The following is a 15375-nucleotide window of genomic DNA, read 5'->3' as shown; positions in this document are numbered from 1 at the left end:
CCTTTTTAGGAGGGGTGAATTATTGGGGCATGTCTTTATTGTAATTGTCAGTTACTCCCTTTAAACCATTTTCTATATATTTAACAGAAGCAAAGCCAGCCTTGAGAAGTATATCTAACGCCATCTTGCTTCGCGTTCCCGACTGGCAGTACAGAATAATAAGCCGATTAGGGTTTAGTTCATGTAAGCGTTGAGGCAGCTCATCTAAAGGAAGCACAATACCCCCTATATTTTGTATTTGATGTTCCTTTGTACTACGAACATCAATTAGATGAATGTTTTTATTATTCGTAAATAATTGATAAAATTCATCAAGAGTTATTCTATGATGGCATGGCTCAATTTGAGCTGAACAATTAACAGGATTAATTAATTGTCTAATTGACTGATTCTGAATGCAGAATTCACAATCCGGATTTCTTGAAATAATGATGTTCTTAAAGGTCATTGTTAACAGGTTAATAGTAAGCAAACGCTTTTTTAATGGATTGCCAATTTGTAGTATCCATTTGATTATTTCTGTTGCCTGAATAATACCTAGCATCCCGGGTAAAGTACCAATTACCCCGGCTCCCTCGCAATTGGGAATATTGATATCGCTTACAGAAACCGGGAAGATACAATGGAGGCAGGGATCTTGTTTCCCATGGAATATAGAGCAATACCCTTGGAAACCTGAGGCACTAGCATACACATAAGGTTTTTCCAGTTCAAAGCAAATGCTGTGAATCAAATATCGCGTATAAAAATTATCGGTTCCATCTGCGATGATGTCATACTGCGTAATTAGCTCAGCCGCATTTTCTTCTGTTAATCTACTGGAGTAAGATTCAACTTGAATCAGGGGATTAATAGCCAGAAGTTGCTTTTTTGCAGTAACAGCCTTTTTTTTATTAATATGGGTATGATTATAAAGAATCTGCCTATGCAAATTACTTAGCTCAATGATGTCATCATCGACAATCCCTAACACTCCGACACCTGCTGCAGCAAGGTAAAGTAAGAGAGGCGAACCCAAACCGCCAAGCCCAATGCATAATACTCGAGAATTCTTAAGTTTCTCCTGTCCGTCTAATCCAATTTCTTCCATCTTTATTTGTTGAGAATAGCGGGTTAATTTGTTCATTGCCAAATTTGATTTATTCATTATGTGATTCATTCATTTGAGTTAAAAATTGTTTGGCTGCAACTAAAGGTGCTGATGCTTTTGTAATGGCAGAGATCACTGACACACCATCAATTTTTGTTTTTAAGACATCTGAAAGGTTCTTTAAAGTTATACCTCCAATGGCAACTAATGGATAACGAAGCGTTTTTCGCCAACGTTCAAGTCGTGCAATTCCTTGTGCTTGAAATGGCATTATTTTGCTGGTTGTTTCATATATGGGGCCGCAAGCGACGTAGGAAGGGTTAAGAGCATGAGCCCGAGCAACTTCGTAATAGCAATGCGTACTTATACCTAAGAATAAACCTGATCGATTAATTCTATCGACATCAGCTTTTTCCAGATCCTCTTGGCCAAGGTGAACTCCTGCAGCACCATAATGAATAGCAAGTTCCCAGTGATCATTAATAAATAATGCAGCATTATACTGATTTGCCAAATGGACACTCCGTTTTATCTCTTCTTCCAACCGCTCTTGAGAGGCTTCTTTTATTCGTAACTGAATGCACTTAATTCCCAATGGCAAAAGCATTTCTAACCAGTGGCTACTATCCACAATGGGATAAAAACCCATAGAATATTTTTTAAATGAAGGAACTGGTTTAATGAACGGTGTTGGTGATAAATAGGGGAGATCGGCCTCATCTTCTGGCCAACCATCATGATAAAGTTGCGAGGCGTCTTTATCAATTTCTATTGATTGGCGTATGCCACGATTGACATACATTTTAGCAATAACAATAGCATCTTTTATTGAGTAGCCTAGAGCAAGACAAGCTGTGAGTGCTGAAGATAGAACACAGCCTGTCCCACGGTAATTTGTTTCAGGAAAACGACGATTTGCAATCCAAAACGACTCTTTTCCATCAGTCCAATAATCTTGACTGAATGAGTTATCTTTTACATGTCCTCCTTTCAGTAATACCTGCTTTGCTCCAAGTGATAACAGATCTGAAGCAGCATTGATTATATCCTGATAAGAATAAATGCTCCGATTTAAAATAATTTCTGCTTCTATCCGATTAGGAGTAATAATAGTAATGTACGGAAACAATTGAATTAAATTATTTTTATGCTGTTGTAAATCTGGAAAAAACAGGTTAGTTCCCGAGGAGGAGGTAATTATCGGATCAAGAACAACAAATCCTTCATAACCCTTTAAGAAATAAGCTATTTCTTCACAGATTGGTGTAGAACATAACATACCAATTTTAATGGCATCCGGTTTTAAATTTAATTCCAAGGCACGGCACTGAGCAGCAACCTGATCTCTGGATATCTCTTCTACTGCTATAATTGAGTGAGCATTTTGTGCAGTTACTGCGGTGATGACTGAACAAGCTCTGACATTCAGGCGACTAAAAGTTTCCATGTCAGCATGGACACCAGCTAATCCGGATGAGTCAACACCAGCAATTGTCCAAACAATCGGTTTTTTCATAAATTGTTTACCTGATGCCAAAATGGAGTATCGATTAATGGAGTACTTGGGTGAGCTACATTTCTCTCAGACATCATTCCTCCTGTAAATGCCTGATGACCTGCAATAACAGCATGGCGGAATGCTGTTGCCATGAGAGCAGGATGATTAGCAAGAGCTACAGCAGTATTTAGAAGCACGCCATCAAAACCCAATTCCATCACCTGTACAGCATGAGATGGTTTACCAATCCCGGCATCAATGATTAATGTGATATCAGGAAATCGATAACGCAAAGTTTCCAAGGCATAGGGGTTAATTAAACCCTTACCTGAGCCTATAGGAGCTCCCCAGGGCATTAAAATTTTACAACCAGCATCAACCAGTTTTTGACATAAAACGAGATCATCTGTGCAATAAGGAAAAACTTCAAATCCTCTGTCAATCAAAATTCTGGCTGCCTTGATTAACTCAAATGGTTCGGGCTGTAAATTATAATCATCGCCTATCACTTCCAGTTTTATCCATTGAGTATTAAATAACTCCCTCGCAATTTCAGCTGTATTGATCGCTGCCTCCGCATTACGGCAACCAGCCGTATTGGGCAAAAGATGACAATCTAGTTTTTTTACCGCTTGCCAAAAGGACTCTCCATCCAATCCTGCAGAAGTCTGGCGTTTTATTGATATTGTAATAACTTCTGTACCCGAATTATGAATTGCCTGCTGCATATGCTCTAACGAAGGATAACACGCAGTACCTAAGATCAAACGGCTACTTAATTTTTTTCCTGCCAAATTCCACATCATTAACCTCCTTGCATGGGAAAGAGGATATCAATGCAGTCATTGGCTTGCAAAATTGTAGTTTCATAAGCTTTATGTGGTACATGATGATTATTTATAGCGACAGCAAAATGCTGTTGAGTATAATTAAGCTGCTTTAAAAATGCGCTTAATGATAATGAGGGTTGGATGTTGTAAATTTTATCGTTGAAATAGACATTAATCACAATAATTCTCCCAAAGTTCTGGATAATTCAGATGACGAAAATTGGATGTCACACCCCGTAAAATTTCTTCTGCCAAGGCTGGGGCTATTAAATAACCATGACGATAAAGACCGTTAACTGCTATTAGCCCGTCGGCAAATTTAATACGTGGTAAATGATTTACTAAGGTTGGACGGCAATGGGTCACTGTTTTTATAATGCGTGCTTCATCAAAGTTCCTATGTAAATAATACACAGCGGTCAATAATTCCAAAGCCGTACGTACTGAAACCGGACTAAAATCTTCTGCCTCAATTTCGCTAGCGCCTATGAGGTAAAAATTTCCAGGTCTGGGTACAAGATATAGACTGTACCTTGGATGCAGAAGACGAATAGGGCGATGTAGTTGAACTCCTGGCGCATGAAGCCAAATGAGTTCACCTCTAATACCTCGTAAATCAGAAAATACATTTTGCGCACCTAAACCACGACAATCGAAAACGACATCAAAATGATATCTTTGTTCTTTTGTATTGATCTCTCCAGGTTTAAGCGATAAGACAGGAGTATTGGTAATGTGAGGTATACAAACAGAGTCGAGATAATTTTTTAAAGACAACATTAGTGTTTGGCAATCAATATGCGCTTCATTTGGAAAATAATAAGCAGTTTCAAACTTTGTCAGCTCAGGCTCAAGCGCAATGAGATTTTCATGGGATAATTTTTGAAAAACAGAATTACTCGGATTGAGTTGACTCAGAATACGCCGACTAAAGTGAATCCATTCCGCCTGATCGCCTGGGTGGCATAGCACCAGACTACCCGATTGTTGAAAATAAACAGATTCAGGCAAATCCTCAATAATACGTGGCCAACAGTTCTTAATAGATTCTTGACCCAAGGTGGAAATCAATAGAATTGATTTATCCAATTCAGAAAACGGTGTTAATAGACCTGCAGCAGCAGTACTGCAATTCATGCTTTCATTAGAGCGATCAAAAAGGGATACCTGCCAGCCCGCATTATGTAATACAAAAGCCAGCAGACGCCCCATGATCCCTGAGCCTACAATGCCTGCTCGCATAATTAATTTTCAAGACAACAGGCGATTGGTTTCAAATCAGAATAAGGTGTATCTGGCAAAAAACGATTCGTATAGCATTGCGAGATATCAAAATGTTCATCAATAATTTTTAGGTGCTTGGTATAGCGTCCAACCTTATCCCAGTCTCTGTCAACATTAATTAATGTACGTGAAAAAAATGGTAATGTTCTTGTAAAAATTTTTTGATATAAAGGAGTCCGCAACTGTGGTTTAGCCTGACATAATAACTCATAGGCTTCTTCAGGTTTTTCTGTCGTGTAGGCTGCACCGCGCTGTGTTGCTCTGAGAAATCCTTTGACTAATTCGGGTTGCTGTAATGTTATTTCAGGAACAATAAATTGTATTGAGCAGAAACAACAACAGCCTAAACCAGCTAATTGATCGATTCGTAAAAATACAGTTTCTCCGCAAAGATGCTCCAGTTCAACTTTTTGAAAATTAATAAAACCAATACCCGTGTCGATAACATCCCGATAAATGGCATCTGTGACATTCATGCCAATACGTACTGTTTTGTAGCTCGTCGGATCAATACCTGCGAGGCTGGCCAAATCATCAATAATTTTTTTGCCGAATTCGCCGATATAACCTACTCGTTTCCCAACAATATCCTGGAAAGAATTGATGCCACTTGATTTTAAAGCAATAAGTCCGGTAGGGGGCTCATCAAGAAGCGTTCCTATGGAAGTAACTGGATAACCTTTTGCTTTGGCTGCAACAGTATGAATCATTGCTTTAACACCGAAATCTACTGTTCCCAGGCCAACAATTTCGGTCACATCACTGGGATCTGCAGGCTCCAGAATGGCGAGCTTGATATCTTCTTCCGAATAAAATCCCAATTGTTGTGCCACAAGTATGGGGGTATGATAAGGGTTGGTGTACCAATTAAGCAGTAGGGTAACCCTGGATTTTAGTGATGACATCGCCATAACTCCTTATGTTATTATTTTAAATATTATGGAGATGGCAAAAGGGAACCATGCTTTAAAAAAGCCATGGTTTTTTTGAAGGCGTCCTTACGCTGATATGATTCAGATCAAGTTCAACGGGTAACTCTCAGCCGGATTTCCCGACACCCCGCGCCATCTAACAAACTCAAATATACTAAATTTTATTATATGCTTTGTCAAACTAGCGATAATATTGGCAGAATAAATAACACATATGGAGAAAGGATCTGCTATGGAAAATTTAGAGCATGGACATTCGCAAAAAGAAATCAGAGATCGATTAGCACAGGTCCCATCTCAAAATTACTTGCGAGATTGGATATATGGAGGAATTGATGGTGTTGTCACTACTTTTGCCATTGTTTCTGGTGTTGTAGGTGGACAACTATCTTCTTTAGTTATTCTAATTTTAGGTTTTGCCAACTTGCTTGCTGATGGGTTTTCAATGGCGGCAAGTAATTATCTGGGTACCAAATCTGAGGTCGATCAATTTCAGCGTTATAAAACAATTGAAGAAAAACATATTGATTTTATTCCAGAGGGTGAAAAAAACGAAATAAAACAAATTTTTCAAAATAAAGGTTTGCATGGCCAAACATTGGATCAAGTTGTTGAGGAAATTACAGCGAACAGAGCATTATGGATAAAAACCATGTTACAAGAAGAATATGGGTTGCCTGCTACACTTCGATTCCCGCTTAAATCTGCGCTTTATACTTTTAGTGCGTTTCTACTTTTTGGAATTATTCCATTAATTCCTTACGTGCTGGTCATGAACAATTCGTTCATCTGGTCTTGTTTTTTCACTGCAATTACATTTTTTGTCATCGGCTCAATCAAAAGCCACTGGTCAACCAAATCCTGGTTATATTCCGGTTTTGAGACACTAATAATTGGCACTGTAACAGCCTCTCTATCTTATGGTATTGGACTATTTTTACATCATTATCTGACTTAAAATACGGCATGGATCTGCTGCTTTCATCCTATAATCCCAATGGATGCTTTTGTTAGATAGGAATTTTGTAGTTAATTATATAAGGTCATGCTAGAAATGATTCATTTATTAATCAACTGGGTGAATTTAAAACTCACCATGCGAGCAAGTACCATCAATACTATTTTATTTCTTTTTTTAGGTGTTTGGGGGGATTTATCACATGCGACTAAATCAATCCACACAAATCAGGTAGATAGTCTGTTCAATATTGTTAAAATGAGCACTGTATTAAGCAAAGACAGTCTAATCTCTCCTTACAATTACTTACTTACACAGCCATTAATGACGACCACTTTGGAAAAGTACTATCAGCGCACCTCCAGGATTAAAGTAATTACTGCCTTTACAAATCCGCATAATAATACCTATTCTCGAATTATCATCCTGTATGTAGACCGAAATAAGAAAAGAAATAATGTAGAGCTCGCCCAAAAGAAAAATGAAATCATTCCAGTTGAATTAGCAGCTATTAACATTAATTTTGAAGAACTGCCGGAGAAACTTATTACTGATATAACTCACACCAATATCCCTTTTGGAAAATTATTAACTCAATATCATCTGAAAGTTTTCAGTAAAGACCGTCGCTATTTCTCGGTTATTTGCAACAACATGTTGGCTTCACTAATCCATTGCAAACCAAATAAAAAATTATATGGCCGTACCAATGTGCTTGCTAGAGTAGACAATAAAAAATGGGTTGCCCATGTTATTGAAATTTTATCTGATGAAAAAGAAGTCAAACATCGTTTAAGATTGAATTAAATAGCTTGTAATTTTTTCTTTCAGCCAAAAAACATATAGTTAGTTAAAAATCTATTTACCCAATTTTTTGCAACCAGCGAACTAACATTCGTGTTTTATTGGAAAATAATTTAGGTGCATAAAAACTACCAGCAACTCGTTTGCTGATTTCACTCAGAGTAGGGTAAGGAACGATTACATCAGTAAAACTTCGGAGGTTTTTTTTCTCACGAATCGCCATAACCCAAGGTAAAATGAGTTCTCCGGCATGTGGGCCAACTATGGTGACTCCAAGGATCCTTGCTTTCTTGTCCGTGATGATTTTTATTTTTCCATTTAACGAGCGTTCAGTTTGTGCTCGATCATTATCGACAAATGGCCATTCGATTATTTGGGCATCAGGGTGCTTCAAGGCATCACTGACTCCTATTCCAACATGAGCTAATTCGGGATCAGTATAAGTGACCCATGGAATCGCTCTATAATCCACTTTAGACGGTAGTTTAAAAACAATATTACGAAGCACTATACTGGCCTGATAACTCGCCATATGAGTAAACTGGTAAAGCCCTGTTACATCACCCAGAGCATAGATTTTTTTATTACTGGTTTGTAGGTATTTATTTACTTCGACACCTTTGCTGGTGAGTTTAACCCCTGCTTTTTCCAAATCAAGAGGCTTTACATTCGCCCGACGCCCAGTTGCAATGAGCAGATGACTGGCTGTAATTGTGAATTGTGTGTTTTGAAATTCAAAACATACGGAGATACCCGTATCAGGATGAGAGTTTATTTGCGTAATCTCGATTTGTTCATGAATGACAATACTCATCGATTTCATCTGTGTGCGTAGGACAGCAACACAATCAGGATCGTCCTTGGGAAGAAGATTCAATCCTTCGAGCAGAGTAACTTTAGAACCGAGCATGGCGAACGCTTGAGCAAGTTCACAACCAATAGGGCCACCACCGATGACAATCAAGTGCTCAGGTTGTTCCTTTAAATCAAAAATCGTTTCATTGGTGAAGTAGGAGACTGCATCCAATCCGGGAATGGGTGGGATAAATGGTGATGAACCTGTTGCAACCACGAAGCGTTTCGCTTTAATAATGCTATCGCCAGCTTGTAAGGTATCAGGGTTTAAAAATTTCCCAACTTGTTTAATGACCTGCACTCCTAGCGACTCAAAACGTTGGACAGAATCGTGTTCAGAAATGTTGTCTATGATTTGATGCACATGTTGCATTACTTGTTGAAAATTAATTTTTATTGCTTCAGTATGTACTCCAAAATGTGTTGCATGTTTTGCATAATAAAACGTCTTGGCTGCAGCAAGTAAGGATTTGGATGGGATACAACCGTAATTTAAACAGTCTCCTCCCATTTTCCCTGATTCCACCAAAACAACTTTGAGTCCTAACTGTGAACAACCGGAAGCTAAACTCAAACCTCCGGCACCACCACCTATAATGGCTAAATCACAATTTATTACTCGACTAATATCTGAGAAACTGTGATGATTCTGATGCTTGCGAGTTGAGAATTGATAAAGAACTGGCATTAGAGAGAGAACAGCCAACGCGAGCAGTGGACCTAATATTTGCAGTTCAAATATGATCCCAAGATTAGGCGTCTGATTGGCTGCAAATATTTGGCTTAAACCATTTCCAACCATTACATATACTGTTGTTCCTGGAATGATGCCAATAAAAGTCGCTGTAATGAATGTTTTTGCTCGAATGTTTAAAAGAGCCGGTACAATATTAACTGCCCAAAAGGGAAATAATGGAATTAATCGCAGTGTAACTAAATAAGAAAAAGCATTATGCTGAAATCCCTGACGCATACGCTCTATCCATCCAGATGCCTTTTGGGCAAACCAGTCGCCCAAAGCAGTGCGAACGGCAAAAAACAGTATGGTGGCCCCAAGCGTAGCGCTGATGACTACAAATAACACGCCCCAGAATACTCCGAATAAAAATCCTCCAGTTAAAGTAAGAAGAACTGCTCCTGGAATAGAGATGGCTACAGCAGTGGTATAAAAAACAATAAAAATCAGTGGCGCAATAAAATAATGAGTTTGGGTCCACGCAATGAGTAAAGCATGATTTTCTCTTAACGCATTAAAACTTAAGTATTTATCAAGGTGTAGGCTGAAGAAAAGCACCAATAGCCCGATTAATACAAGCAAAGGCAACCAACGATGTATTTTTTTAATCATTCATGTTATTCCTTTAACCCGATAAGCTGATATAAATTATATGAAGATCCTAACAGGAATTTACTTTGAGGTCATATCTTAATTATCGATAGGGTTTAATGATACCAAGCATTATTTTCCAGAGTAGGGAAAGTATTTAATCTCCAATTCAAATATGAAAATCACATTAAGACTATGTTATTGAAATGTCATGCTTGCGAAAAGCCTCCTCAATAGAGAAATTTAATTCACTTTTGACTGTCGATTTTTTATTTACATCTTTAATCATACACCAGAGTTGAAAAGTTAATGCACTGTCGGCAAAACTGGTAAATAACACAACAGGTTTGTTTCTGCCACTTTTTACAACATCATCATGCTTATTAGCGATCTCCAAAAGGATGTCTTTAACAAGATTCAGGTTTGTCCCGAAAGCAACGCTAACCTCACAATTAACACGCCAATAATTATCTGTCAGCATATAATTGACAACACGGCGTGTAATTAAATCAGAGTTTGGAATAATAATATCTTCATTTACCGGAGTGAGAATTTGTGTTGATCTGACTCTGATTTTTTTTACAAATCCTTCAACACCATCGATATTAATTCGATCTCCAGGTCTTATTGGTTTCTCAATAAGCAAAATTATACCTGATACAAAATTATTAACTATGCTTTGCAGTCCAAGACCAATTCCTACAGAAAGTGCTCCAGCGATAATGGCAAGTCCAGTAAAATTAAAGCCCGCGACGAGTAAGCCTGAAATAACAGCAATACTGAATCCAACATAAGTCAAAATGGAAGCAATAGCTACCTGAGTTTCTTCTTCGTTTTCGAACTGTTGGTGACGACTGATTGAAGTTGAAATGGCGCGAGACACCAAATATAAAAAACAAAAAATTATGATTCCGAAGAGAATGCGCGTTGGATAAATTGTAATATTTGCCAGAGTAAAGCCATACAATAATTTCTTATAAACAGTATCAATAAAATCAGTAGCAAAACCCCAGGATATCCCTATAAGATAGACACTTAGGAGTACAATAACAAGTTTTAAGGTAACTTTAAGAATATAAAACTCAGTAAGCATCTGATCCTTTTTATATCCGAATATTCGTATAACATTCAATTTACCTTGTGAGTAACTTAATGAAGCATAAAATTTATTAATACTCTGTCCTATTAAAATAGTGATATACAAGATAAAAAATGTGAAAATCCCAGATAGAGTAAGCTGCATGGCTAAAGTATAAAAGCCATTAATATTAAGAATTGCGCACCCTGAAAGCAGTGCAAAAATAAAGTACCGAATAAAATTATAATGTCTTTTTACAAAAGAAATATGCAGATGAGAACGGCAGAAATAGTGAGTAAAATAAGCGGTTGTACCAAGCAATAAAAAAAGAAAGATGGAGCGAGTTAACTCCACAATAATCTTATTGACTTCCCAAATATCAAATAATCTCTGTTCTGATAATGCGAGGAAATAAAATGCAACAATCACAATGCTTAGTATTTCAAAAAATTCACTATCCATAGCATACCAATCAAAAAAAGCTTTGATTTTTTTGACTTTGAATAAACAAACAATGAATAATGTGCCGCAAAGAAACCAAAAAAGCTCCTTTATTAAAAGGAATTGAGAATTGATTAGCTGCTCTTCAGCAGTAAATAGGGAAATGTAGCCATAAAATGAACCCGTCATCATAAACAAAGCCAAAAGTGTAATATGAGACCAGCGAATTTTTTTTAATTTCACATAACGGCGTATAACATTGGATTGCCGTAATTTTGACAAGATCAGGATAGAGATAAAAAAGCTTCCTGCAACAATACAAAACCATAGATATACAGGCAAATCCTGAAGTAAAAATTTCTCTTTAGTATGATTTATCCATTTGGTATTATCAGATGAATTAATAATTTTACTTGCTAATTGCCATAATGGTAAGGTACGCGCCAAAGTCTTTTCTTGCCTTAATTGCAAAATAGCACTTTTATAAGCTTCTATTGCTTCCTGAGCTCGAATTGAGAATAATCGACATTGAGATTGTAACTCAGCTAACTGATGCTTTTGATTATTCAGATAGACTAAATCAGCTCCTTTATCATTCCCTGTAGAGGTAGCTTGTTTGATTAATACATCCACTCCATTTATTTTTTTCTGTATATCAGCTATACATTCATCGGATTGCGCGGACAGTTCACCGAGAGTTTCTACTGCCTTATTCAGGTTATTTAAATTAAGATTTTGTACTGACAACTGGAGATTGATTTGATCAAATTGTTTATTTGCATTTTTGACATCAAAAATTGCAGGCAAAGTGCTATCCCCCAAGGTCGGGGAAATACTAAAAAAGAAAAGCAAAATCATGACAAAAATTCTCATGGCCATTCTCTTCCTTGCCAATTAACAAACTATAAACTCTACTTGCTTATGGATTGAATCTCAAGAAGGAAATTTAAAATATCACTAGGATTAAATTTTTCGCATTTAAATTTATATAGAAAAGACAGATAGTTGTAGTAATAGTATTTGTTGTTAGGCCTCGCTATTTACGAAGCCCAACATAAATTAAAATCATGCTTGTTGCAAAGATTCAATAACAGCACCTAAAAATCGAGTGGCTTCTCCTCCGGTAATAGCTCTATGATCAAAGCTCAAGGATAAAGGAAGCATTTTGTGGGCTTCAATTTTATCCTCATCATTAATTACTGCGGCTTTATAAAGTCTTCCAACTGCTAAAATCGCTACCATTGGAGGAACAATTATTGGACTGGCAAAACGTCCTGAAAATTTTCCAAAATTAGACAACGTAATTGTCGCCCCTTTTAGCTTGTCTGCACTAACCGCCCGATTACGAACTGACTCTTTGAATTCATCAATTATTTTTCTTAATTCACTGTCGGAGTATTTTTCTGCATCATGGATAACAGGAACAAACAAACCTTCCTCATTGTCCATGGCAATGCCAAGATGCACTTCTTTAAAGCATCTACGTGCGGCATGTTTGGTATCAAACCAGGCATTAAGAGCAGGTTCCTTTTTTGAGGCATGGATAATAGCCCGGATTAAACGAACAGTAATGTCTGTGTTGGGTTTCCAAATATGGATATCTGCTTCATCAAAAATACTGACTGGAACTATTTCTGCATGAGATTGTACCATGCTATTAAGCATGGCTCGTCTAACACCTCGCAAGTGCTCAAACCCGGCAGGTGGTTGTGAATTGATATTGGCCTGATTTTGAACATCTTCTCGAGTAATAACACCATTGTCACCACTACCTTTTAAAGAGCTTAAATCAACTCCTAATTTTTTTGCTAACAATCTTACAGCAGGTGTTGTCTTAACGCGGTGAGAAGAACGCTGACTTCCAATAATAAAATTATCTTCTGACACATCAGTACTTTCCTCCAGATTACCAACAACTGTGCCCTTATCTGCAGGTTTTTCGGTAGTTGAAACAAACGCTACAAGAGGCTCACCTGTTTTGATAACATCACCTGGTTTGCCATAAAGTTTTGCGATAGTGCCTGATTGAGGGCAGGGTACGTCAACAACTGCTTTTGCCGTTTCCATAGAAACTAAAGGTTGATCTGCTTTAACTGTGTCGCCTTCCTTAACAAACCATTCATGAATTTCAGCGTCAGGTAAACCTTCACCTAAATCGGGTAGATTAAAAATATTCATTATTACTCCATTATACTCATAACAGTGTTTTTAATACGTGCAATGCTAGGTATGTACTGTTTTTCAAGTTGGAAATAAGGCATAACCGTATCATATCCCGTAACTCTTTGCACAGGAGCTAGTAAATCTGCCATACAATGTTCCATAATTTGAGCCGATATTTCAGCACCCACTCCACAAGTTTTTGCTCCTTCATGCACTATGACGCAACGTCCTGTTTTTTCTACAGAACTTAAAATAGTTTCTATATCCAGAGGCTTGATTGTTGCTACATCAATAACATCACAGGAAATACCTTCATCAGTTAATTGTTTGGCTGCCTGTAAGGTTTCATGCATACTGGCTCCCCAGCTAATTAATGTCAGATCATCTCCCTGTTGCAGGGTAAAACATTTACCTAACGGTAAGGCTTGTCCATCATCTGGAACAGGTTGTTTGACCAAGCGATAAATTCGTTTTGGTTCAAGAAAGATAACGGGATCAGGGTTACGTATAGCGGCCAACAACAGACCATAAGCACGTTTTGGAGAAGAGGGAATAACCACTTGCAAACCCGGAATATGAGCAAATAATGCTTCTGTACTTTCAGAATGATGCTCCGGTGCTCTGATTCCACCACCAAACGGAGCACGATAAACCAAAGGGCAATGTAAGCGACCTCTGGTTCTGTTACGCATACGCGCTGCATGAGATATGATCTGATTCATGGCTGGATAAATAAAACCCATGAATTGAAATTCAGCAACAGGTTTTAAGCCTTGAATGGACATTCCAACAGCCAGGCCTGCTATCATCGATTCTGCTAATGGAGTATCAAAAACTCTATTTTCTCCGAATCTGTCTTGTAAACCTACAGTAGCTCGAAATACTCCACCATTTTTACCAACATCTTCGCCAAAGACTACTACATTTTCATCATGAGCTAACTCATACGCCAAAGCCTGAGTAACAGCTTCAACTAAAGTAATATCAGGCATGAGAATACTCCTCCATGGCTATTGCGCGTTGTTCAATTAAATATTCTGGTAATTCTGCGTAATGATAATCAAAAATGCTGCTAACAGGCTGAGGTTTGGTATTCAAATATTCCTCTACTGCTTTTTCCACCGTTTCACTGCATTCTATAACCAGCTTTTCTTCATCCTGAGATGTCCAAATATTTTGTTGCATTAAATAGTGTTTAAAACGAACAATAGGCTCTTTGGCTTTTGCCTCCTCTACTTCATGAGAAGGCTGATAGCGTGTTGCATCATCAGCCGTTGTATGGTCGCACAAGCGATAGGTTAAGGCTTCGATTAGAGTAGGTCCACCACCTTGACGAGCCTTTTCAATAGCATCCCCTATAACCTGTCTTGCAGCAAAAATATCATTACCGTCTATTTGAACGCCAGAAAAACCAGCAGCAATCGCTTTTTGGGCTATTGTTTGTGAGCCAGTTTGTTTCTCTATAGGCACAGAAATCGCCCATTTGTTATTATTTACTACGAAGACCACTGGTAATTTCCATGCCCCAGCCACATTCATGGCTTCGTAAAAATCACCTTCTGAAGTGCCTCCTTCTCCAATACATACCACAGCTACTCTTGGTTGGTTTCTGTATTTGAAGGCAAATGCGACTCCTGCGGCATGCAAACATTGAGATGCAATTGGGACACAAATAGGCAAATCTTCGGCATTATTAGAATAATGACTTCCTCGCTCATCCCCTCCCCAAAAGGCGAGTATCTCTGACATTTTAACGCCTCTCTGAAATTGAGCGGCATAATCTCTGTAATAAGGTACAAGTACATCTTCAGGTTTAAGAGCATGCCCAATTGCAGTCGAAATAGCTTCCTGGCCATTAATTGGCGCATAGGTTCCCATTTTCCCTGTTCTTTGTAATGCAATTGCTTTTTTATCAAAAGTACGGGTGAGTACCATGATTTTATACAATTCTTTAAGTATGGATTGATTATCTGCGAATGGAGGTAATTCAGCGACCAACTTACCTTGTTCATTCAGGTATTGTGTGTATGTTATTTCAAATTGAGCAACAGTTGTCATTACATGGCTCCTTGTCAACAACGCGTTGGCATAGGATACTCACAAATTAATTTAAAA

13 protein-coding genes and 1 riboswitch are annotated in these 15375 nt (G+C 37.8%); of the genes, 2 read left to right on the top strand and 11 right to left on the bottom strand.

Annotation, left to right across the window (positions count from 1 at the left end; all coding sequences use genetic code 11):
- Positions 1-19: 19 nt before the first annotated feature.
- The 6 genes from LPG_RS07860 to LPG_RS07835 are packed head-to-tail and all read right to left on the bottom strand — an operon-like array spanning position 20 to position 5607.
- Positions 20-1147: a HesA/MoeB/ThiF family protein gene (locus LPG_RS07860; RefSeq protein WP_015444470.1), complete on the bottom strand. Its 1128-nt coding sequence runs from the start codon at positions 1145-1147 to the stop codon at positions 20-22.
- Positions 1140-2606: a bifunctional hydroxymethylpyrimidine kinase/phosphomethylpyrimidine kinase gene (gene thiD, locus LPG_RS07855; RefSeq protein ID WP_015444471.1), complete on the bottom strand. Its 1467-nt coding sequence runs from the start codon at positions 2604-2606 to the stop codon at positions 1140-1142. The genes LPG_RS07860 and thiD overlap by 8 nt, the downstream gene beginning before the upstream one ends.
- Positions 2603-3391, bottom strand: coding sequence for a thiazole synthase (locus LPG_RS07850; RefSeq protein ID WP_015444472.1), 789 nt, complete (start codon positions 3389-3391; stop codon positions 2603-2605). The genes thiD and LPG_RS07850 overlap by 4 nt, the downstream gene beginning before the upstream one ends.
- Positions 3392-3393: 2 nt before the next feature.
- Positions 3394-3597, bottom strand: coding sequence for a sulfur carrier protein ThiS (thiS, locus tag LPG_RS07845; protein ID WP_011946564.1), 204 nt, complete (start codon positions 3595-3597; stop codon positions 3394-3396).
- Entirely contained in the window at positions 3590-4660 is a 1071-nt protein-coding gene (locus LPG_RS07840) for an FAD-dependent oxidoreductase (RefSeq protein WP_010947295.1), read from the bottom strand. Before LPG_RS07840 ends, thiS begins: the two co-directional genes overlap by 8 nt.
- Positions 4661-4662: 2 nt before the next feature.
- Positions 4663-5607, bottom strand: a complete 945-nt coding sequence (locus tag LPG_RS07835; RefSeq protein WP_015444473.1) for an ABC transporter substrate-binding protein — start codon at positions 5605-5607, stop codon at positions 4663-4665.
- Positions 5608-5680: 73 nt separating this feature from the next.
- A riboswitch (TPP riboswitch) is annotated at positions 5681-5774 on the bottom strand.
- Between the two features lie 92 nt (positions 5775-5866).
- Here LPG_RS07835 and LPG_RS07830 point away from each other — a divergent pair.
- Together LPG_RS07830 and LPG_RS07825 are read left to right on the top strand one after the other, a co-directional pair.
- The gene (locus LPG_RS07830) at positions 5867-6592 is read left to right on the top strand and encodes a VIT1/CCC1 transporter family protein (protein ID WP_015444475.1); all 726 of its coding nucleotides are present in this window, start codon (positions 5867-5869) and stop codon (positions 6590-6592) included.
- A gap of 96 nt (positions 6593-6688) precedes the next feature.
- A complete protein-coding gene (locus LPG_RS07825) occupies positions 6689-7399 on the top strand; it encodes a hypothetical protein (RefSeq protein ID WP_015444476.1) in 711 nt (236 codons plus the stop codon).
- Positions 7400-7454: 55 nt separating this feature from the next.
- Here the strand turns inward: LPG_RS07825 and LPG_RS07820 are convergent, their stop codons facing one another.
- The 5 genes from LPG_RS07820 to pdhA all read right to left on the bottom strand — a co-directional run bounded on the left by LPG_RS07820 (position 7455) and on the right by pdhA (position 15318).
- Positions 7455-9599 carry an FAD-dependent oxidoreductase gene (locus LPG_RS07820; RefSeq protein ID WP_010947291.1) on the bottom strand — a complete coding sequence of 715 codons (2145 nt, stop codon included), beginning with the start codon at positions 9597-9599 and terminating at the stop codon, positions 7455-7457.
- Positions 9600-9771: 172 nt separating this feature from the next.
- A complete protein-coding gene (locus LPG_RS07815) occupies positions 9772-11976 on the bottom strand; it encodes a mechanosensitive ion channel family protein (RefSeq protein WP_015444477.1) in 2205 nt (734 codons plus the stop codon).
- A 186-nt stretch (positions 11977-12162) separates the two neighbouring features.
- Positions 12163-13275, bottom strand: coding sequence for a dihydrolipoamide acetyltransferase family protein (locus tag LPG_RS07810; RefSeq protein WP_010947289.1), 1113 nt, complete (start codon positions 13273-13275; stop codon positions 12163-12165).
- Between the two features lie 2 nt (positions 13276-13277).
- On the bottom strand, positions 13278-14252 hold the full coding sequence (locus LPG_RS07805) for an alpha-ketoacid dehydrogenase subunit beta (RefSeq protein ID WP_010947288.1): 975 nt from the start codon (positions 14250-14252) through the stop codon (positions 13278-13280).
- Positions 14245-15318, bottom strand: coding sequence for a pyruvate dehydrogenase (acetyl-transferring) E1 component subunit alpha (gene pdhA, locus LPG_RS07800; RefSeq protein ID WP_011213838.1), 1074 nt, complete (start codon positions 15316-15318; stop codon positions 14245-14247). Before pdhA ends, LPG_RS07805 begins: the two co-directional genes overlap by 8 nt.
- Between the last annotated feature and the right edge of the window lie 57 nt (positions 15319-15375).

This window comes from Legionella pneumophila subsp. pneumophila str. Philadelphia 1, from assembly GCF_000008485.1.
GTDB lineage: Bacteria > Pseudomonadota > Gammaproteobacteria > Legionellales > Legionellaceae > Legionella > Legionella pneumophila.
The sequence above is the reverse complement of the archived record's forward strand: the minus strand, read 5'-3'. Positions and strand labels throughout refer to the sequence as shown.